The sequence below is a fragment of the Pseudomonas sp. GLN_2 genome (assembly GCF_043106005.1).
GTDB lineage: Bacteria > Pseudomonadota > Gammaproteobacteria > Pseudomonadales > Pseudomonadaceae > Aquipseudomonas > Aquipseudomonas alloputida.
In genome coordinates this window covers 60,340-78,526 of the sequence record NZ_JBICMC010000026.1, presented here as the reverse complement: position 1 = coordinate 78,526, position 18,187 = coordinate 60,340, and the positions used below count along the sequence as shown (strand labels likewise).

Below are 18,187 nucleotides of genomic sequence, written 5' to 3'. Positions count from 1 at the left end.
ACGGGTCCGGGAACGCCAAACGTCAATTATTGCGGCCAGGGCGACCACGCCATTGACGAAGCTTGCAAAAACGACGGAAGTACCCGATTGCACTGCGCACGCAGTACTTTCAGGTCGCGGCAAGCGGACCATGTGACCCTCGTATTATTGTGTTCTGGGTTGTGACCGAGCTTAGCCTTGTTCATTTTTTTACACAACACTTCCGTAAAAAATAAAACACGGCACGTTTGAGATCACCCTTTCAGGCAGAAATAGCGGATAATGGCCTGCCCCGATATGCAGCAAATCTGCCGTAGATGTGCCATTTCAGGGCGTCATGGGGTTGGCTTGACATCAGTATGGCTTTTCGGTTGACTGGTCCAGCAAGCCCCCCTTGATTGATATTTTTAACAACAAAGGTGTTGCATCATGTCGGTACCCCCGCGTGCCGTTCAGCTTAACGAAGCGAACGCGTTCCTTAAGGAACATCCTGAGGTTCTCTACGTTGACCTTCTGATTGCAGATATGAATGGTGTGGTGCGTGGCAAGCGCATAGAGCGCACCAGCCTCCACAAGGTTTACGAGAAAGGCATCAATCTGCCGGCCTCCCTCTTTGCCCTGGACATCAACGGTTCCACCGTCGAAAGCACCGGGCTGGGCCTGGACATCGGCGATGCTGACCGCATCTGCTATCCAATCCCCGACACGCTCTGTAATGAGCCGTGGCAAAAACGCCCTACCGCCCAGCTGCTGATGACCATGCACGAGCTGGAAGGCGAGCCGTTCTTCGCCGACCCGCGTGAAGTGCTGCGTCAGGTGGTGAGCAAGTTCACCGATATGGGCCTGACCATCTGCGCCGCATTCGAGCTGGAGTTCTACCTGATCGACCAGGAGAACGTGAATGGCCGCCCGCAGCCGCCGCGCTCGCCAATCTCGGGCAAGCGCCCGCAGTCGACCCAGGTGTACCTGATCGACGACCTCGACGAGTATGCCGACTGCCTGCAGGACATCCTCGAAGGCGCGAAGGAGCAAGGCATCCCGGCCGACGCCATCGTCAAGGAAAGCGCCCCGGCGCAGTTCGAAGTCAACCTGCACCACGTGCCCGACCCGCTAAAGGCCTGCGATTACGCAGTACTGCTCAAGCGGTTGATCAAAAACATCGCCTACGACCATGAAATGGATACCACTTTCATGGCCAAGCCCTACCCGGGGCAGGCAGGTAACGGCCTGCATGTACACATTTCCGTGCTGGACAAAGATGGCAACAACATCTTCACCAGCGAGGATCCCGAGCAGAACGCCGCGCTACGTCACGCTGTCGGCGGTGTGCTCGAGACCCTGCCCGCGTCCATGGCGTTCCTCTGCCCGAACGTCAACTCGTACCGCCGCTTCGGCGCGCAGTTCTACGTACCGAACGCGCCAAGCTGGGGCCTGGACAACCGCACCGTGGCCCTGCGCGTACCGACCGGCTCGCCGGACGCCGTGCGCATCGAGCACCGCGTGGCCGGTGCCGACGCCAACCCGTACCTGATGATGGCTGCGGTGCTGGCGGGCGTGCACCACGGCCTGACCAACAAGATCGAACCGGGCGAGCCGATCGAAGGCAACTCGTACGAGCAGCTGGAGCAGAGCCTGCCGAACAACCTGCGCGATGCCCTGCGCGAGCTGGACGACAGCGAAATCCTGAACAAGTACATCGATCCGAAGTACATCGACATCTTTGTCGCGTGCAAGGAAAGCGAGCTGGAAGAGTTCGAGCACTCGATCTCCGACCTCGAGTACAACTGGTACCTGCATACCGTGTAAACGAAAACGCCGCCCCCATTGTGGGAGCGGCGTCGCGATAGGGGCGAAGTGCCCCCAGTATTTGCGCATCAAGCTGATATTGTCGGGGCCGCTTTGCGGCCCTTTCGCGACGCAAGGCCGCTCCCACATGGGCTGCGGTACAGGCTTACAGGGGCTTCTCGAAAATCTTCGAATTGCGCTGGTAGTTGTACAGCGAAGCCCGCGCCGCCGGCAGCCGCTCCACGCCACTGGGCGCAAAGCCGCGCTCGCGAAACCAGTGCGCAGTGCGCGTAGTCAGCACGAACAAAGTACTCAAGCCCATCTGCCGTGCCCGGCTCTCGATGCGTTCCAGCAGCTCATCGCCACGTCCGCCATGGCGGTACTCCGGGTTCACCGCCAGGCAAGCCAGCTCCCCGGCCTCGGAATCGGCAATCGGGTACAGCGCCGCACAGGCGATGATCATGCCCTCGCGCTCGACCACGCTGAACTGCTCGATCTCTCGCTCCAGCACTTCGCGCGAGCGGCGCACCAGGATGCCCTGCTCTTCCAGCGGGCTGATCAACTCCAGCAGGCCACCGACGTCCTCGATGGTCGCCTCGCGTACCACTTCGAACTGCTCCTGCGACACCAGCGTACCGCCACCGCCCCGGGTGAACAGCTCGGTGAGCAGCGCGCCGTCCTCGGCATAGCTGACGATATGGCTGCGCGCCACACCGCCTTTGCAAGCCTCGGCCGCAGCATCCAGCAGTTCGCCCTGGTAATCGCTGCCTAGACGCTGCAGATGCGGAGCAACCTGCTGCGGGCGCAGTTCGCGCACCAGCCTACCGTCAGCGTCCAACAGGCCCGGCTCGGCGCCGAACAGCAGCAACTTGTCGGCGCCCAGTTCGATGGCCGCACGGGTAGCCACGTCTTCGCAGGCCAGGTTGAAGATTTCCCCGGTAGGCGAGTAGCCCAAGGGCGACAACAGCACGATGGAACGCTCGTCGAGCAGGCGGCTGATGCCCTTGCGGTCGACGCGGCGCACTTCGCCAGTGTGGTGGTAGTCCACGCCTTCAAGCACGCCGATCGGCCGCGCAGTGACCAGGTTGCCGGAGGCCACGCGCAGGCGCGAGCCCTGCATCGGCGAAGCGGCGATGTCCATCGACAGCCGCGCTTCAATGGCCAGGCGCAGGGCGCCGACGGCATCGATCACGCAGTCCAGGGTGGCCGCATCAGTAATACGCATGCCCCGGTGATAGTGCGGCGTCAGGCCGCGATCGGCCAGCCGGCTTTCGATCTGCGGGCGCGAGCCATGCACCAGCACCAGGCGCACGCCCAGGCTGTGCAGCAGCACCAGGTCGTGGACGATGTTGCCGAAATTAGGGTGTTCCACCCCATCGCCAGGGAGCATGACCACAAAGGTGCAGTCGCGATGGGCATTGATATAAGGGGATGCATGACGCAGCCAGTTGACGTAATCGGGCATGACAGGGCCTGTGGATAAGTGGACGGAGAACGGCGATGCAGGGGGCGTTCAGGATCATCGTCGGAACAGGCTTGCGGTCACGCGCGGTCTCCTCTAGGCAGGAACGAATCAGTTCGATTGACGTTTAGTGCAGGCAATAGTGCCGGATCAGGTCACGCAATAGACGCACGGTAGGCTCGATTCGTGACATTTCAAGGTATTCGCCGGGCTGGTGGGCGCAGGCAATGTCGCCAGGGCCCAGCACGATGGTCTGGCAGCCCAGTTGCTGAAGATAAGGTGCTTCGGTGCCGAACGCCACCGCTTCAGCGCGATGGCCGGTCAGGCGCTCCGCGACCTGTACCAGTTCGACATCGGCAGCCTGCTCGAACGGCGGCACCTCCGGGAACAGCGGTGCATAGTCGATGCGCACCTCATGGCGCTCGGCCACGGGTACCAGCTTTTCGCGAATGGCCGCGCGCAGCTGGTCCACGTCCATGCCCGGCAGCGGCCGCAGGTCGAACTCCAGGGCGCACTCGCCGCAGATGCGGTTGGGATTGTCACCGCCGTGGATGCAGCCGAAGTTCATGGTCGGGGTCGGCACGGTGAATTGGGGGTTGCTATAGGTGTTTTGCCAGTGCTGGCGCAGGCCCATCAGCTCGCCCATGACCGCATGCATGGCTTCCATGGCGCTGCGGCCCAGGCTTGGATCCGACGAATGGCCACTGCGCCCGAGGATGTCGATGCGGTCCATGAGGATGCCCTTGTGCATGCGGATCGGCCGCAGCCCGGTAGGCTCACCGATGACCGCTGCACGCCCCAGTGGCTGGCCGGCCTCGGCCAGGGCACGGGCGCCGGACATGGAGCTTTCTTCATCGCAGGTGGCAAGGATCAGCAGCGGCTCCTTGAAGTCGTGCTCCAGCAGCGGGATGACCGCTTCGATGACCAGGGCGAAGAAGCCCTTCATGTCGCAGCTGCCCAGGCCGACCCAACGGCCATCGGTCTCGGTCAGCTTCAGCGGGTCGCTGGCCCACAGCTGTTCGTCATAGGGCACGGTATCGCTGTGCCCGGCCAGCACCAGCCCTCCCGGGCCGGTGCCACGGCTGGCCAGCAGGTTGAACTTGCCGGGGCTGACCTGCTGGATATCGCACTTGAAACCCAGGTCGCCGAGCCAACCGGCCAACAGGTCGATAACCTGGCGGTTGGACTGGTCCAGCGCAGGTTGGGTACAGCTGACCGAAGGCGCGGCGATCAAGGCGGCAAACTGGTCTTTCAGCGTCGGCAACGGCATGCGCGTACTCCTCGGAAACGTTGCCCATCATAGGACTATCCGCTGTCTGGAATAAACCGTTGAGGGCTGACTGCTGTAGACTCTCTGCCAACCACGCCCCCCTCTTTCGAGTCTGTGATGCACAAAGAAACCGAACTGAAGCTCCGCGCCAGCCGCGAGACCCTTGCCGCACTGCGCGAGCACCCTCTGCTGAAAAAGCGCAACAAGTCCGGCTGGCAGACCCGTGAACTGCTCAACCAGTACTTCGACACCCCCGAGCGTGAGCTGTCCGCCGCCCGTGTCGCCCTGCGCCTGCGCCGCGATGGCGACGCTGTCATCCAAACTCTCAAGTGCCGCGGTCAGAGCGTGGCTGGCCTGTCCGAGCGCAACGAGTACGAATGGAACCTGGACAAGGTCAAGCTCGACCTGAAGAAGCTGGACGCCACCTGCTGGCCAGAGCAACTGGCCAACCTGGACAAGAAAACCATCAAGCCGCTGTTCACCACCGACTTCAGCCGTGAATACGCTGAAATCGCCTGGGGCCGTGGCAAGAGCAAGGTGGTGATCGAGGCCGCGCTGGACCAAGGCTTCGTGATCGCCGGCAAGCGCAAGGAAGAGATCTGCGAGCTGGAGCTGGAGCTGCGTGAAGGTGAACCGCAAGCACTGCTGGAACTGGCTGCAGAACTGGCCGCCAGCCTGCCACTGATGCCGTGCGACATCAGCAAGGCTGAGCGCGGTTACCGCTTGTTGGAGCCGGACAGCTACGAGCTGGACCTGCCGCACACCGCGCTGGAAGCCGAAATGGCCTTGGACGACGCCTATGCCGCCCTGGCCTGGCAACTGCTGGGCAGCAGCCAGCGCCTGGCCGAGCAGTACCGCCACAACGGCCACTGGCGCCTGCTCCAGGACTGGGTCGAGTGCCTGAGCGAGCTGCGCGCGCTCACCGCCAGCCTGGGCCAGGCAGCACCGCGTGCCACCACCCGCGACCTGCGCGCCAGCCTTGATGCCTTGCTTGAAGACTGGCGCCCGCTGGTTCAGGCCGGCAACGATGACGAAGACATCCGTCGCGCCGCGCCCGAGCAGTTCGCCGAAGAACTGGAAGACGTACGCTGGGGCCAGTTCTCGCTGGAAACCTCACGCTGGCTGATGGCCCGGACCTGGACCGCAGAGCGCAAGGGCCGCGGCGAACGCCAGGGCAAGGCGCAGTTGGCCAGTTGGCTGGGTCACCTGCTGGGCGAGGAAGGCCGCGCGCTGAAGCTGCCGCTGTACACCCAGCGCCCGGAAGACCTGGCTGAGCAGCTGCCACGTATCGAGCAACTTCTGGCCTGGCTGCACCACGCCCGCCAGGTGCTGGAAGCGCCGCAAATGGACCGCTTGTACGGCGACCTGAAAAAGCTGCACGAGCTGGCCGAGCAGCCTATCAGCGATGAAGTGCTGGAAGCGCGTATCGAACAGGCTCGGGCGGTGGACCAGAGCCGCGGCTGGAAGCACCTGCTCAAGGCGTGATACCGCGTCGCCTGCTTCGCGGGTAAACCCGCTCCTACGTAGGATCCGCGCCAGGCGTGGGGCCAGTCGTAGGAGCGGGTTTACCCGCGAATGGCCTCAACGCGATAGCGGCAGGCTAGTAGTGGACTTGATCTCGGAAAGCGCCACAATCGAATTCACCTCCTGAATCCCCGGCACGTTCGACAGTTTTTCGAAGAAGAACCGCTCGTAGGCCTCGATGTCCGACGTGACGATTCGCAGCAGAAAGTCCACAGCCCCCATCAGCACATAACACTCCAGCACCTCAGGGAACCCGCGGATCGCCTCGGTGAACTCGGTGAAATTAGAGCGCCCGTGGGCGTTCAGCTTCACTTCGGCGAAAATCTGCGTGTTCAGGCCGACCTTCTTGCGGTCCAGCAAAGTCACCTGCCCACGAATCACCCCCTCTTCCTTCAAGCGCTGAATGCGCCGCCAGCACGGCGATTGCGACAGCCCGACGCGCTCGGCGATCTGTGCACTGGACAGCGAAGCGTCCTCCTGCAGCAGTTCGAGAATGCGACGGTCGTAGGCGTCCAGCTCGCTGTGCATTGTTTATTCTCCACATCAGATTTTATTGAATAAAAGAATTCACCAATAAGGCGAAATCACCCAATCATAGCGAAAAAATACCGCCACCAACGTGCAAGAATTTCTCCCTCATTTGCGGAGACCAGCATGAACGCACAGCCCCGTACCGACGCCTGGGCCGCCACCAACGCCCACAGCACCGTGCACTATCGCCTGCAGACCGAGGCCGAGCCCGATAGCCTGTGCCGGGTGCTCAACCTGTTCGCCTTGCAGTTCCTGACCCCGCATAGCGTGCAGGTCAGCCAGCAGGATGACTGGCTGGATATCGAAATCGGCATTGGCGGGTTGAGCTGGCACCGGGCCGAGGTCATTGCACAGAAACTGCGTAACCTGGTGTGTGTGGGTGAGGTGAGCCTGACCAACTTGCAGCGAGTGGCGTTGGCAGTGGTCTGAACCCCCTCTCTGGCGGGCCTGTACCGCATAGCACTCAAGGCCCGTGCGATCCCTGTAGGAGCGGGTTCACCCGCGAAGCGTCCGGAACAGGCGCAGCAAAATCCCGAAACCTTTCACCTCCAATAGCCACCCGCCGCCCGGCTAGCCTTGATCAACACTATCCGATCAGGCACGGACGCCAACCATGCACACCCCCGACAACCTGGCACTCGACCTCAAGCGCGTGCTCCAGGCCCTGCTCGCTGACCAGCACCTGCACGCCAGCGATACCCTGCAAGTACTCGAACACGCCGCCGCCCACCCCGCTAGCCACCCGCTGGAACACATCGCCGCCAGCAGCCTGGAAAGCCGCCAGCACCCTGGCCAGCCTCTGGACCTGGAGTACCTTTGCCAATGGCTGGCCGACAAGGTCGGCCAACCCTACCTGCGCATCGACCCTATGCAACTCGACCTGCCCCAGGTCACCGGCCTGATCTCCCCAGCCTTCGCCCAGCGCCACGGCATTCTCATCGTCGCGGCCGATGCCGCAAGCGTCACCGTCGCCAGTGCCCAGCCTTTCCAGGATGACTGGCAGGCCGACCTGGCCCGTAGCCTCGGCCGATCGATCCGTCGCGTACTGGCCAGCCCGCAGCAGATCCGTCAGTCAGCGCAGTCGTTTCACCGCCTGGCCCAGTCGGTAAAAGGCGCGCAATACCAGCAGTCGGCCAGCCTGGGGGAACTTGAGCAATTGCTGGAGCTGGGTAAACGCCAGGCCGAGGCCAGCGCAGACGACGCACACATTGTGCATATCGTCGACTGGCTGCTGCAGTACGCCATTGAGCAACGCGCCAGCGATATCCACCTGGAACCACGCCGCGAACAGGGCCAGTTGCGCTACCGCATCGATGGCCTGCTGCACACCGTCTATGCCTTCCCCGCCGGGGTCACCCTGGCCCTCGTCAGCCGCCTGAAACACCTGGGCCGCATGGACGTTGCCGAGAAGCGCCGGCCGCAGGACGGCCGGCTGCAAAGCCGCCTGCCCGGTGGTGGCGAGGTGGAGCTGCGGCTTTCGACCCTGCCCACCCCGTTTGGCGAGAAACTGGTGCTGCGCCTGTTCGACCCGCACCAGTTGCAAGAGGGCTTCGAACGCCTTGGCCTGCACGGCCAGCAACTGGCCCAATGGCAGCGCCTGCTACGTCAGCGCCAAGGCATCATCCTGGTCACCGGCCCCACCGGCTCCGGCAAAACCAGCACGCTGTACACCAGCCTCAAACTGTTGGCCACCCCACAGGTCAACCTGTGCACCATCGAAGACCCGATCGAGCGCCTGGAGCCAGCCTTCAACCAGCTGCAGGTACAGCCCGCGCTGGACCTAGGGTTTGCCAACGCGGTCAGGGCCATGCTGCGCCAAGATCCCGATATCATCATGATCGGCGAAATTCGCGACCGCGAAACCGCCCTGGTGGCAGTTCAGGCAGCGCTGACCGGGCACCTGGTACTGTCGACCCTGCATACCAACGACGCCTGTGCAGCAATTACCCGCTTGCAAGAGCTGGGTGTGGCCGACTACCTGATCAAGGCGACGCTTATCGGGGTGATGGCCCAGCGCCTGGTGCGAACCGTCTGCACCGACTGCCAGGCAGGTTCATCAGCCACCTGCCGAGCCTGCCGCGGCACCGGTTTTCAGGGGCGCACGGGATTGTTCGAACTGCTCGAGCCCAGCGACACCTTGCGCGCATTGATCGGCCCTGATGCCGACCTGACCCGTTTGCGGCGCCAGGCACTGGCCGATGGCCTGGTTGACCTGCGCCGTTGCGGCGAGGCCAAGGTGGCCGCTGGGCAGACCCGTGCCGAGGAAGTGCTGCGTGTCTGCAACTGACGAAAAGTCCTTTGTATTCAAGGAACTTGCCTCGCCCGAAAAGATCCAAGCGCGCATCTTCAACCATCACCCTTCGAGGTGTTTCAACATGCGTCTCAAAACCGCCATTGCCGCCGCTACCTTGCTTTCGCTGCCTATTGGCTCGGCCATGGCCGATACCTTCTGGCGTAACGTGATGACTTCCGGTGCGACCACGGCATCGAGCTACCTGACCTCGCGGGATCACAAGCTGGTAGTGGCCGCGCAGGATGACGCCAGCAGCTTCGTCGCCAGCGAAGGCGCGATCCGCGGGCCGTTCCTGGAAGCGGCCATGCGCGAGGCACGGGCAGAGAACCCAGGGATGCAGGCTTCCGACATGGAGTTGGCCAATGCCATCCTGGCCAAAAATGCAGTAGCCGAGTAACCGCGTCGCCTGCTTCGCGGGTAAACCCGCTCCTACAGGCACCCGCGAAGCATCCAACACCAACCTCAGCGATAAGCCTCCACCGGCACACACGCACAGAACAGGTTCCTGTCCCCATACACGTTGTCTACCCGGTTCACCGCCGGCCAGTATTTGTGCTGGCGCACGTGAGCACTGGGGGCCACGGCCTGCTCCAGGCTATACGGCCTGTCCCACCCCCCCAGCACATCAGCCAAGGTATGCGGTGCATGCTTCAGCGGGTTGTTCTCCGCAGGCCAGTTGCCCTGCTGTACTTCGTCAATTTCCGCCCGAATCGCCAGCATCGCCTCGACGAACCGGTCCAGCTCGGCCTTCGACTCACTCTCGGTCGGCTCAACCATCAGCGTGCCCGGCACCGGGAACGACATGGTCGGTGCGTGGAAGCCATAGTCCATCAGGCGCTTGGCCACATCCTCTTCGCTGATGCCTGTCAGCGCTTTCAACGGCCGCAGGTCGAGGATGCATTCATGCGCCACGCGCTGGTTGCGGCCGCGGTAGAGCACCGGGAACGCCGCGCCCAACTGGCTGGCCAGATAGTTGGCCGAAAGGATGGCCACCTCGCTGGCGTCGGCCAGCTGCGGGCCCATCATGGCGATATACATCCAGCTGATCGGCAAGATGCTTGCGCTGCCCCAGGGCGCGGCGCTGACCGCGCTGTTGTTCGGGTCCAGCCCAGGCACCGGCACCACCGGGTGGCTGGCGACGAACGGCTTGAGGTGCGCGCGGATACCGATCGGCCCCATACCCGGGCCGCCACCGCCGTGGGGAATGCAGAACGTCTTGTGCAGGTTCATGTGTGAAACATCGGCACCAATGTCTGCGGGGCGCGCCAGGCCCACCTGGGCATTGAGGTTGGCACCGTCCATGTAAACCTGGCCGCCGTGCTGGTGCACCACATCGCAAATCTCGCGTATCCCCTCTTCGTACACACCGTGGGTCGAGGGGTAGGTGATCATCAGGCACGACAGACGCTCCCCGGCCGCGTGTGCCTTGGCTTTGAGGTCAGCCAGGTCGACGTTGCCATCGTTGTCGCAATCGACGATCACCACGTCCATGCCGGCCATCTGTGCCGACGCCGGGTTGGTGCCGTGGGCCGACGAAGGGATCAGGCACAAGGTGCGCATCGGCTGATGGCGGCTGCGGTGATAGCGCGTAATGGCCATCAGGCCGGCGTATTCACCCTGAGCACCGGAGTTGGGCTGCATGCAGATCGCATCGAAACCGGTGATCGCGCACAGCCAGCTTTCCAGTTCGTCGATCATCGCCTTGTAGCCTGCCGCCTGGGCCGCCGGAGCGAACGGGTGCAGCTGGGCAAAACCGGGCCAGGTGATGGGGATCATCTCACTGGTGGCGTTGAGCTTCATGGTGCACGAGCCCAGCGGAATCATCGACTGGTTCAGCGCCAGGTCCTTGTTCTCTAGCTGCTTGAGGTAGCGCAGCATCTCTGTTTCGCTGTGATGCAGGTTGAACACGGGGTGGGCGAGGAATGGCGTGCGTCGCACCAGGCTGGCGGGGATGCCTTCAGGCAGGGCCAGCTGGTCGAGGGCGGTGATTTCCAGGCCATGATCCACCCCCAGGAAGATGTCGAGCAGGCGCAGCACCGTCTGTTCGTTGCAGGTTTCGTCCAGGCTCACGCCCAGGTGCCCGCGACCGAGAATGCGCAAATTGATGTGCGCGGCCTCGGCGCTTTCAATGATGGCAGCCTGGGCACCACCAACATTCAGGGTAAGGGTGTCGAAGAAGTGCTGATTGATGCGTTTGATGCCTTTGGCCTCAAGGCCGGCAGCCAGGATGAAGGTCAGCCGGTGCACACGCTGCGCGATGCGTTGCAGGCCTTCCGGGCCGTGGTACACCGCGTAGAAGCCGGCAATGTTGGCCAACAGCACCTGGGCCGTGCAGATGTTGGAGTTGGCCTTTTCGCGGCGAATATGCTGCTCGCGGGTTTGCAGGGCCATCCGTAATGCAGTGTTGCCACGGGCATCGCGCGATACGCCGATGATGCGCCCCGGCATGGCCCGCTTGTAGTCGTCGCGACAGGCGAAATAGGCCGCGTGAGGCCCGCCGTAGCCCATCGGCACACCAAAGCGCTGGGTCGAACCCAGCACCACATCGGCGCCCAGCTCTCCGGGCGGTGCCAGCACCACCAGGCTCAGCAGGTCAGCGGCTACGCAGGCCAAGGCCTGTTGGCCGTGCAACTGGTCGATCAGCGGGCGCAAATCGCGCACTTCGCCGTGGGTGTCGGGGTACTGCAGCAAAGCGCCGAACACCGAGTGTTTGGCAAGGTTATCCACAGTATCGACGATCAGCTCGAAGCCGAACCCCTCGGCGCGGGTCTTGAGTACCGAAAGGGTCTGCGGGTGGCAGTGCTCGTCGGCGAAGAAGGCGTTGCTCTTGTTGCGTGCCACCCGCTTGGCCAGGGCCATGGCTTCGGCGGCAGCGGTGGCTTCATCAAGCAGCGAGGCATTGGCCAGAGGCAGGCCGGTGAGGTCGATGACCATTTGCTGGAAGTTCAGCAGCGCCTCCAGCCGGCCTTGGGCAATTTCGGGTTGGTAGGGTGTGTAGGCGGTGTACCAACCGGGGTTTTCCAGCACGTTGCGCAGGATGACCGTGGGGGTGATGGTGCCGTGGTAGCCCATGCCGATGAGGCTGGTCCAGACCTGGTTCTGTTCGGCATAACCGGCCAGCTTGGCCAGGGCGGCTTGCTCGTCCAGTGCCGCTGGGAGGTCGAGGGGGCGATTGAGGCGGATGTCGGGGGGAACGGTCTGCTCGATCAGCTCGTTGCGGCTGGCGATACCCAGCGCGTTGAGCATGGCCTGCTGCTCTGTGGCATCGGGGCCCAGGTGACGGCGCAGAAATGGGTTGAGCTCTTGCAGTTGATGCAGGGATGGCGACTGGGACATGACGACGCTCTCTTCCTAGACCAGGCCTCATGGAGACTTACAAGTCTAGGAAGGGATTGCCGATTGTGCGGGGAAACTTGTTTGCAGGCCCGGCCTCTACGCGGCTAAAGCCGCTCCTGCAGGGGCTGCACCCGTCTCGAATGCAGCGCTGTACCTGTGTAGGAGCGGCTTTAGCCGCGAAGCAAGCGACGCGGTCTTACTCGCCAATCAGGGCCTTGTAGCCATCAGCATCCAGCAACGTGTCCAGCTCGTCCGGGTTGCTTGGCTTCAATTTGAAGATCCACGAACTGTAAGGCTCTTCGTTGAGCTGCTCCGGGCTATCGGCCAGCTCTTCGTTGACCGCAATCACTTCGCCACCGACCGGGGCATAGATGTCCGAAGCGGCCTTGACCGACTCCACCACACCCGCAGCGTCGCCAGCGCCAAACACCTTGCCGACTTCAGCCAGCTCGACGAACACCACATCACCCAAGGCTTGCTGGGCGTGATCGCTGATACCCACGGTCACACTGCCGTCGGCTTCCAGGCGAGCCCACTCATGGCTTTCGGCAAAACGCAGGTCGGCGGGGATATTGCTCATGTCTTGAATTCCTCGATTGGCTCAGCGGTACGCCCGCCGGTTATAAATTGTTCAGATCAGGATCTTGCCGTGGCGCACGAAGGTCGGTTTGACCACCCGCACCGGGTACCACTTGCCGCGAATTTCCACCTCGGCCCGATCACCGGTAGCCATAGGCACGCGCGCCAACGCAATGGACTTGCTCAGCGTAGGCGAGAAACTACCACTGGTGATCTCCCCTTCGCCAATGCCGGCTACACGCACGACCTGATGGGCGCGCAGTACACCGCGCTCTTCCAGCACCAGACCCACCAGTTTTTCCTGCACGCCGTGCTCGATTTCAGCAAGCAGGCCGACACGGCCGATGAAGTCGCGCTCGGCCGGTTCCCAGGCGATGCTCCAGCCCAGGTTGGAGGTGAGCGGGGTGTGGTTTTCGTCGATGTCCTGGCCGTACAGGTTCATGCCGGCTTCCAGGCGCAGGGTATCGCGGGCGCCCAGGCCGCTTGGGGCGATACCGGCGCCGACCAGGTCGTTGAAGAAGGCCACCGCCTGATCGCCCGGGAAGATGATCTCCAAGCCGTCCTCACCGGTATAGCCGGTGCGGGCAATGAACCAGTCGCCGTCAGCAACGCCCTCGAACGGGCGCAGTTCGCGGATGAGTGCAGCGCGCGCGGGGCTGAGCAGGGCCGCGACCTTTTCGCGGGCCCGCGGCCCCTGGATGGCAAGGATGGCCAGATCAGGGCGGACCTGGAAGTCCACGGAAAACCCGGCACGCTGCGATTGCAGCCAATCGAGCACCTTGGCACGGGTGGCGGCGTTGTTGACCAGGCGATAGCCGGTTTCCGTGCGGTAGACGATCAGATCATCGATTACACCGCCCTGTTCGTTCAGCAGTGGGCTATACAGCGCCTTGCCGGTGTCGTCGAGGCGGGCCACATCGTTGGCCAGCAAGCGCTGCAGCCAAACAGTGGCATCAGTGCCGTCGACATCGATCACGGTCATATGGGAGACATCGAAGACGCCGCAATCGCTGCGCACCTGGTGGTGCTCCTCGACCTGCGAGCCATAGTGCAGGGGCATGTCCCAGCCACCGAAATCGACCGTCTTGGCGCCTAGCGCCAGGTGCAGGTCATACAAAAGCGTGCGCTGTCCCATGGGTTTCTCCTTCCGGGCGTGGCGAAGCGGCGGCGGTCGATGACGTTGGGTCGTCAGCTTTTCTTGTTACTCACACCCGCCGCGCGAATGCCGCGCATTGTAGCCGCAAGGTCGCAAACTGACATCCTCAGTGACTGTGACCGGGTCGACGTGCCGAACGGCGAATCAGGCCGATGACCGGCAGCAGCCCCACCAATACCAAGGTCAGTGCCGGCAGCGAGGCGCGTGCCCACTCGCCTTCGCTGGTCATCTCGAACACCCGCACGGCGAGGGTGTCCCAGCCGAACGGCCGCATCAGCAAGGTGGCGGGCATTTCCTTGAGCACATCGACGAACACCAGCAGCGCGGCGCTAAGTGCCCCCGGTACCAGCAGCGGCAGATACACCTTGAAAAACAATCTTGCGCCGCCAACACCCAGGCTGCGCGAGGCTTCAGGGAGTGACGGGCGGATGCGCTCCAGGCTGCTCTCCAGCGGCCCGTAGGCCACCGCGATGAAGCGCACCAGGTAGGCCAGCAGTAACGCCGAGAGGCTGCCTAGCAGCAGCGGCTTGCCGGCGCCGCCCATCCAGCTGGACAGCGGGATGACCAGGTGGTTGTCGAGGTAACTGAAGGCCAGCATGATCGATACCGCCAACACCGAACCGGGCAGGGCATACCCCAGATTGGCCAGGCCAACCCCGGCGCGGATTCCGCCCGTCGGTGCCTGGCGCCGGGCGAAGGCCAGCAGCAGCGCCACGCACACCGTGACCAGCGCCGCCATGCTGCCCAGGTACAGGGTGTGCAGCACCAGGCCGACATAACGCTCATCCAGGTCATGCCGACCGCGCTGCCAGAACCACACCACCAACTGCAGCAGCGGGATGACGAAAGCGCAGGCAAACACCAGCAGGCACCAGCCACTGGCCAACAGCGCCTTGAGGCCGCGCAGGTGATACAGCGCCTGCGCGCGCGGCCGTTCGTTGCCGCTCCGGCTGGCACCGCGGGCGCGGCGCTCACCGTACAGCACCAGCATCACCGCCAGCAGCAGCAGGCTGGCCAGCTGGGCCGCACTGGACAAGCTGAAGAAGCCGTACCAGGTCTTGTAGATAGCCGTGGTGAAAGTGTCGAAGTTGAATACGGCCACTGCACCGAAGTCGGCCAGCGTTTCCATCAGCGCCAGGGCGATACCGGCACCGATCGCCGGCCGAGCCATGGGTAAGGCCACCCGCCAGAAAGCCTGCAGGGGCGATAACCCAAGTACCCGCGCCGCCTCCATCAGGCCCTTGCCCTGAGCCAGGAAAGCCGTGCGCGCCAACAAGTAGACATAGGGATAGAAGACCAGCACCAGGACGGTGATTACCCCACCAGTGGAACGCACACGAGGCAGGCGCATTGGCCCGAACACCTCGCGCAGGGCGCTTTGCACCGGGCCGGCAAAGTCCAGCAGGCCGACGAAGACGAACGCCAGCACGTAGGCCGGGATGGCGAACGGTAGCATCAGCGCCCAGTCCAGCCAGCGTCGACCGGGGAAGTCGCAGAGGCTGGTGAGCCAGGCCAGGCTGACACCCAGCACGGTGACACCAATGCCCACGCCCACCACCAGGGTCAGGGTATTGCCGAGCAGGCGCCCCATCTGGGTGTCGAGCAGGTGGGACCAGATCTGCAGGTCGATGGATTGCCAGGACAACAGCAGCACGCTCAGGGGCAGCAGCACCAAGGCGGCGATCAGGGAGACCGGGAGGTACCAGCGGCGTTGAGGGGTGTGGGGCAAATTGAATGTCTCTGTGGCTGATTTGCGACCGCTTTGCGGTCGTTCGCGGGTAAACCCGCTCCTACGGGGACCGCGCAAGGCAGTGCAGATCCCGTAGGAGCGGGTTTACCCGCGAAAGGGCCCTAACGGGCCCAAAGAGGATAAGGCCTGGCGCTTAGTTGTAGCCAGCCCGATCCATCAAGCGAATGGCTTCAGCCTGGCGCTTGCCGGCAATTTCCACCGGAATGCTGTCGGCCTTGAAGCTGCCCCACGCCGCCACTTCCTCCGATGGCTTCACCTTCGGGTTGGCCGGGAACTCCTGGTTGATATCAGCAAACAGCTTTTGCGCTTCTTCGCCGGTCATCCATTCCACCAGTTTCTTCGCGGCCTCCGGGTGTGGCGCATGCTTGGTCAGGCCAATGCCCGACAGGTTCACGTGCACACCACGGTCGCCCTGGTTGGGCCAGAAGATCTTCACCGGCAAGTTCGGGTTCTGCTTGTGCAGACGGCCGTAGTAGTAGGTGTTGACCACGCCCACATCACACTGCCCGGCCTCGATGGCCTGGATCACTGCGTTGTCGTCGGAGAACACATCGGTAGACAGGTTGTTGACCCACCCTTTGACGATTTGCTCGGTCTTGGCCTCACCGTGGGTTTCGATCAGGGTGGCGGTCAGCGACTGGTTGTACACCTTCTTGGCCGTACGCAGGCACAGACGGCCTTCCCACTGTTTGTCAGCCAGGGCTTCGTAAGTGCTCAACTCCTCGGGCTTGACCCGCTCGGTGGAGTAGATGATGGTGCGGGCACGCAGGCTCAGGCCGGTCCAGTCATGGGACGAGGCGCGGTACTGCGACGGGATGTTCTGGTCGATGACGTCGGACTCGATCGGCTGCAGGATGCCCATCTGCTCGGCCTGCCACAGGTTGCCTGCATCGACGGTCAGCAGCAGGTCGGCCACGCCGTTGTCGCCCTCGGCCTTGATGCGCTGCATCAGCGGGGCTTCCTTGTCGGTGATGAACTTGATCTTGACCCCGGTCTTGGCGGTATAGGCATCGAACACCGGCTTGATCAGCTCGTCGATGCGCGAGGAGTACACCACCACTTCGTCCGCTGCCTGGGCAGTGCCGCCGAACAGGGTCAGGGCCAAGGCGGCCAGTAGGGGCTTGCGTGGCAACATGAAATGCACTCCTCGATCGTATGAGAGGTGCGAATGGTAGTGAATCCCATTTTCTGGCTCACCTACCTAGCCGTTACCGGATGTTGCAAAGGACTGCCACAGGTGATTGCGCCACACTGTGTGGGCCTTGTGTCGCGAAAGGGCCGCAAAGCGGCCCCGCCACTCTCAAGCCTTGGCCAGATCCGGCAGGTCACCACTCAAACCCAACGCCTGGCGCACAAACAGCGCCTTGGCCTCCGGCATCTGCTCCACCAGTTTCAACCCGCTGTTGCGCAACCAGCGCAACGGCAGCGGATCGGCCTGGAACAACCTCTCGAAGCCCTCCATCGCCGCCATCAACGCCAGGTTGTGTGGCATGCGCCGGCGCTCGTAACGGCTCAGCACCTTCACATCGGCCAGTCTCTCGCCGCGCTCGCAAGCATTGACCAGCACCTCGGCCAGCACCGCCGCGTCGAGGAAGCCGAGGTTCACACCCTGCCCGGCCAGCGGGTGGATGGTGTGCGCGGCATCGCCAATCAATGCCAGGCCTTCACCCACATAGCGCTTGGCGTGGCGCTGACGCAGCGGCACGCATACCCTTGGGTCGGCCTGCAACACGTCGCCCAGGCGGCCCTCGAAGGCACGCCCGAGGGCTTGCAGGAAGGCCGCTTCATCCATCGCCATCAGCTGCTCGGCATGCTCCGGAGTGGTCGACCATACGATTGAGCACCAGTCTTGCTGGCCATCGCGGCTCAAGGGCAAAAAGGCCAATGGCCCTTCGTCAGTGAAGCGCTGCCAGGCCGTGGCCTGGTGCCCGGCGCTGCAACGCACGCTGGTGACAATGGCATGGTGCAGGTAGTCCCATTCGCGGGTTTCGCAGCCGGCCAGACGCCGCACCGCCGAATTGGCACCGTCGGCGGCGATCACCAACGGTGCACGCAGTTGCCGGCCATCGGCCAACGTCAGCAGCCACTCATCGCCAGAGCGGCGTAATTGCTCCAGCCGCGCATTGGCCAGCAGGCCGATGTCGCTGTCGTGCAGGCGCTCCAGCAGGCCGTCCTGCACCACCCGGTTCTCGACGATATGGCCGAGCACCTGGGCATGCACACTGGCCGCCGAGAAGTGAATCTGACCGGTGCCGCTGCCATCCCACACATGCATGTCGGAATACGGCGTGGCGCGTCGCTGGGCAATGCCGTCCCAAGCGCCAAGGCGCTCGAGGATGCGCTGGCTGGCCGCCGATAGCGCGCTGACACGCGGCTCGAACGGGGCCTGGGCATCGAAAGGTACGACCGTCAGCGGGCCACCGTCGAGCAACAAAATTTGCAGGCCACTGTGGCGCAACGCCAAGGCCAGGGCGCTGCCGACCATACCGGCACCCACAATCAACAGATCTGCGCGCATGTCC

Annotated in this window: 14 protein-coding genes; 5 read left to right on the top strand and 9 right to left on the bottom strand. The window is 63.3% G+C overall.

All coding sequences use genetic code 11. The features are described 5' to 3' along the window. The first annotated feature begins 408 nt into the window (after positions 1 to 408). Positions 409 to 1,785, top strand: a complete 1,377-nt coding sequence (locus tag ACF8Q6_RS07460) for a glutamine synthetase family protein (RefSeq protein WP_003253725.1) — start codon at positions 409 to 411, stop codon at positions 1,783 to 1,785. 145 nt (positions 1,786 to 1,930) lie between these two features. Here the strand turns inward: ACF8Q6_RS07460 and argA are convergent, their stop codons facing one another. Beyond that, positions 1,931 to 3,229 carry an amino-acid N-acetyltransferase gene (gene argA, locus ACF8Q6_RS07455; RefSeq protein ID WP_003253723.1) on the bottom strand — a complete coding sequence of 433 codons (1,299 nt, stop codon included), beginning with the start codon at positions 3,227 to 3,229 and terminating at the stop codon, positions 1,931 to 1,933. 124 nt (positions 3,230 to 3,353) lie between these two features. Next, the gene (gene argE / locus ACF8Q6_RS07450; protein WP_392493084.1) at positions 3,354 to 4,496 is read right to left on the bottom strand and encodes an acetylornithine deacetylase; all 1,143 of its coding nucleotides are present in this window, start codon (positions 4,494 to 4,496) and stop codon (positions 3,354 to 3,356) included. A 117-nt stretch (positions 4,497 to 4,613) separates the two neighbouring features. Here argE and ACF8Q6_RS07445 point away from each other — a divergent pair, with 117 nt between their 5' ends. Next, positions 4,614 to 5,981 (top strand): inorganic triphosphatase, encoded by a 1,368-nt coding sequence (locus ACF8Q6_RS07445; RefSeq protein ID WP_003253720.1) that lies wholly within the window; start codon positions 4,614 to 4,616, stop codon positions 5,979 to 5,981. 96 nt (positions 5,982 to 6,077) lie between these two features. Here ACF8Q6_RS07445 and ACF8Q6_RS07440 read toward each other — a convergent pair whose 3' ends face one another. Beyond that, on the bottom strand, positions 6,078 to 6,548 hold the full coding sequence (locus ACF8Q6_RS07440) for an Lrp/AsnC family transcriptional regulator (protein WP_003253717.1): 471 nt from the start codon (positions 6,546 to 6,548) through the stop codon (positions 6,078 to 6,080). Between the two features lie 126 nt (positions 6,549 to 6,674). Here ACF8Q6_RS07440 and ACF8Q6_RS07435 point away from each other — a divergent pair, with 126 nt between their 5' ends. The 3 genes from ACF8Q6_RS07435 to ACF8Q6_RS07425 all read left to right on the top strand — a co-directional run bounded on the left by ACF8Q6_RS07435 (position 6,675) and on the right by ACF8Q6_RS07425 (position 9,241). Beyond that, a complete protein-coding gene (locus ACF8Q6_RS07435; protein ID WP_392493086.1) occupies positions 6,675 to 6,980 on the top strand; it encodes a hypothetical protein in 306 nt (101 codons plus the stop codon). 184 nt (positions 6,981 to 7,164) lie between these two features. Beyond that, a complete protein-coding gene (locus tag ACF8Q6_RS07430) occupies positions 7,165 to 8,838 on the top strand; it encodes a GspE/PulE family protein (RefSeq protein ID WP_392493087.1) in 1,674 nt (557 codons plus the stop codon). Positions 8,839 to 8,926: 88 nt separating this feature from the next. Beyond that, positions 8,927 to 9,241: a DUF2388 domain-containing protein gene (locus ACF8Q6_RS07425; RefSeq protein ID WP_004575834.1), complete on the top strand. Its 315-nt coding sequence runs from the start codon at positions 8,927 to 8,929 to the stop codon at positions 9,239 to 9,241. A 65-nt stretch (positions 9,242 to 9,306) separates the two neighbouring features. On the opposite strand, the gene gcvP is transcribed toward ACF8Q6_RS07425, so the two are convergent. From gcvP to ACF8Q6_RS07395, 6 genes are all read right to left on the bottom strand, one after another. Then, positions 9,307 to 12,180: an aminomethyl-transferring glycine dehydrogenase gene (gene gcvP, locus ACF8Q6_RS07420; RefSeq protein ID WP_392493088.1), complete on the bottom strand. Its 2,874-nt coding sequence runs from the start codon at positions 12,178 to 12,180 to the stop codon at positions 9,307 to 9,309. 196 nt (positions 12,181 to 12,376) lie between these two features. Then, on the bottom strand, positions 12,377 to 12,760 hold the full coding sequence (gene gcvH, locus ACF8Q6_RS07415) for a glycine cleavage system protein GcvH (protein WP_392493090.1): 384 nt from the start codon (positions 12,758 to 12,760) through the stop codon (positions 12,377 to 12,379). A 51-nt stretch (positions 12,761 to 12,811) separates the two neighbouring features. Continuing rightward, positions 12,812 to 13,894: a glycine cleavage system aminomethyltransferase GcvT gene (gcvT, locus tag ACF8Q6_RS07410; RefSeq protein WP_003253703.1), complete on the bottom strand. Its 1,083-nt coding sequence runs from the start codon at positions 13,892 to 13,894 to the stop codon at positions 12,812 to 12,814. 127 nt (positions 13,895 to 14,021) lie between these two features. Continuing rightward, positions 14,022 to 15,644 carry an ABC transporter permease gene (locus ACF8Q6_RS07405; protein ID WP_392493092.1) on the bottom strand — a complete coding sequence of 541 codons (1,623 nt, stop codon included), beginning with the start codon at positions 15,642 to 15,644 and terminating at the stop codon, positions 14,022 to 14,024. 154 nt (positions 15,645 to 15,798) lie between these two features. Next, positions 15,799 to 16,800 carry an extracellular solute-binding protein gene (locus ACF8Q6_RS07400; protein WP_012054051.1) on the bottom strand — a complete coding sequence of 334 codons (1,002 nt, stop codon included), beginning with the start codon at positions 16,798 to 16,800 and terminating at the stop codon, positions 15,799 to 15,801. A 165-nt stretch (positions 16,801 to 16,965) separates the two neighbouring features. Then, a complete protein-coding gene (locus ACF8Q6_RS07395; protein WP_162996151.1) occupies positions 16,966 to 18,183 on the bottom strand; it encodes a 2-octaprenyl-3-methyl-6-methoxy-1,4-benzoquinol hydroxylase in 1,218 nt (405 codons plus the stop codon). Positions 18,184 to 18,187: the final 4 nt, after the last annotated feature.

Excerpts from the sequence above, each read along its gene's own strand:
- ACF8Q6_RS07460 (WP_003253725.1), top strand. The coding sequence starts at position 409 with ATGTCGGTACCCCCGCGTGCCGTTCAGCTTAACGAAGCGAACGCGTTC.
- argA (WP_003253723.1), bottom strand. The coding sequence starts at position 3,229 with ATGCCCGATTACGTCAACTGGCTGCGTCATGCATCCCCTTATATCAAT.
- argE (WP_392493084.1), bottom strand. The coding sequence starts at position 4,496 with ATGCCGTTGCCGACGCTGAAAGACCAGTTTGCCGCCTTGATCGCCGCG.
- ACF8Q6_RS07445 (WP_003253720.1), top strand. The coding sequence starts at position 4,614 with ATGCACAAAGAAACCGAACTGAAGCTCCGCGCCAGCCGCGAGACCCTT.
- ACF8Q6_RS07440 (WP_003253717.1), bottom strand. The coding sequence starts at position 6,548 with ATGCACAGCGAGCTGGACGCCTACGACCGTCGCATTCTCGAACTGCTG.
- ACF8Q6_RS07435 (WP_392493086.1), top strand. The coding sequence starts at position 6,675 with ATGAACGCACAGCCCCGTACCGACGCCTGGGCCGCCACCAACGCCCAC.
- ACF8Q6_RS07430 (WP_392493087.1), top strand. The coding sequence starts at position 7,165 with ATGCACACCCCCGACAACCTGGCACTCGACCTCAAGCGCGTGCTCCAG.
- ACF8Q6_RS07425 (WP_004575834.1), top strand. The coding sequence starts at position 8,927 with ATGCGTCTCAAAACCGCCATTGCCGCCGCTACCTTGCTTTCGCTGCCT.
- gcvP (WP_392493088.1), bottom strand. The coding sequence starts at position 12,180 with ATGTCCCAGTCGCCATCCCTGCATCAACTGCAAGAGCTCAACCCATTT.
- gcvH (WP_392493090.1), bottom strand. The coding sequence starts at position 12,760 with ATGAGCAATATCCCCGCCGACCTGCGTTTTGCCGAAAGCCATGAGTGG.
- gcvT (WP_003253703.1), bottom strand. The coding sequence starts at position 13,894 with ATGGGACAGCGCACGCTTTTGTATGACCTGCACCTGGCGCTAGGCGCC.
- ACF8Q6_RS07400 (WP_012054051.1), bottom strand. The coding sequence starts at position 16,800 with ATGTTGCCACGCAAGCCCCTACTGGCCGCCTTGGCCCTGACCCTGTTC.
- ACF8Q6_RS07395 (WP_162996151.1), bottom strand. The coding sequence starts at position 18,183 with ATGCGCGCAGATCTGTTGATTGTGGGTGCCGGTATGGTCGGCAGCGCC.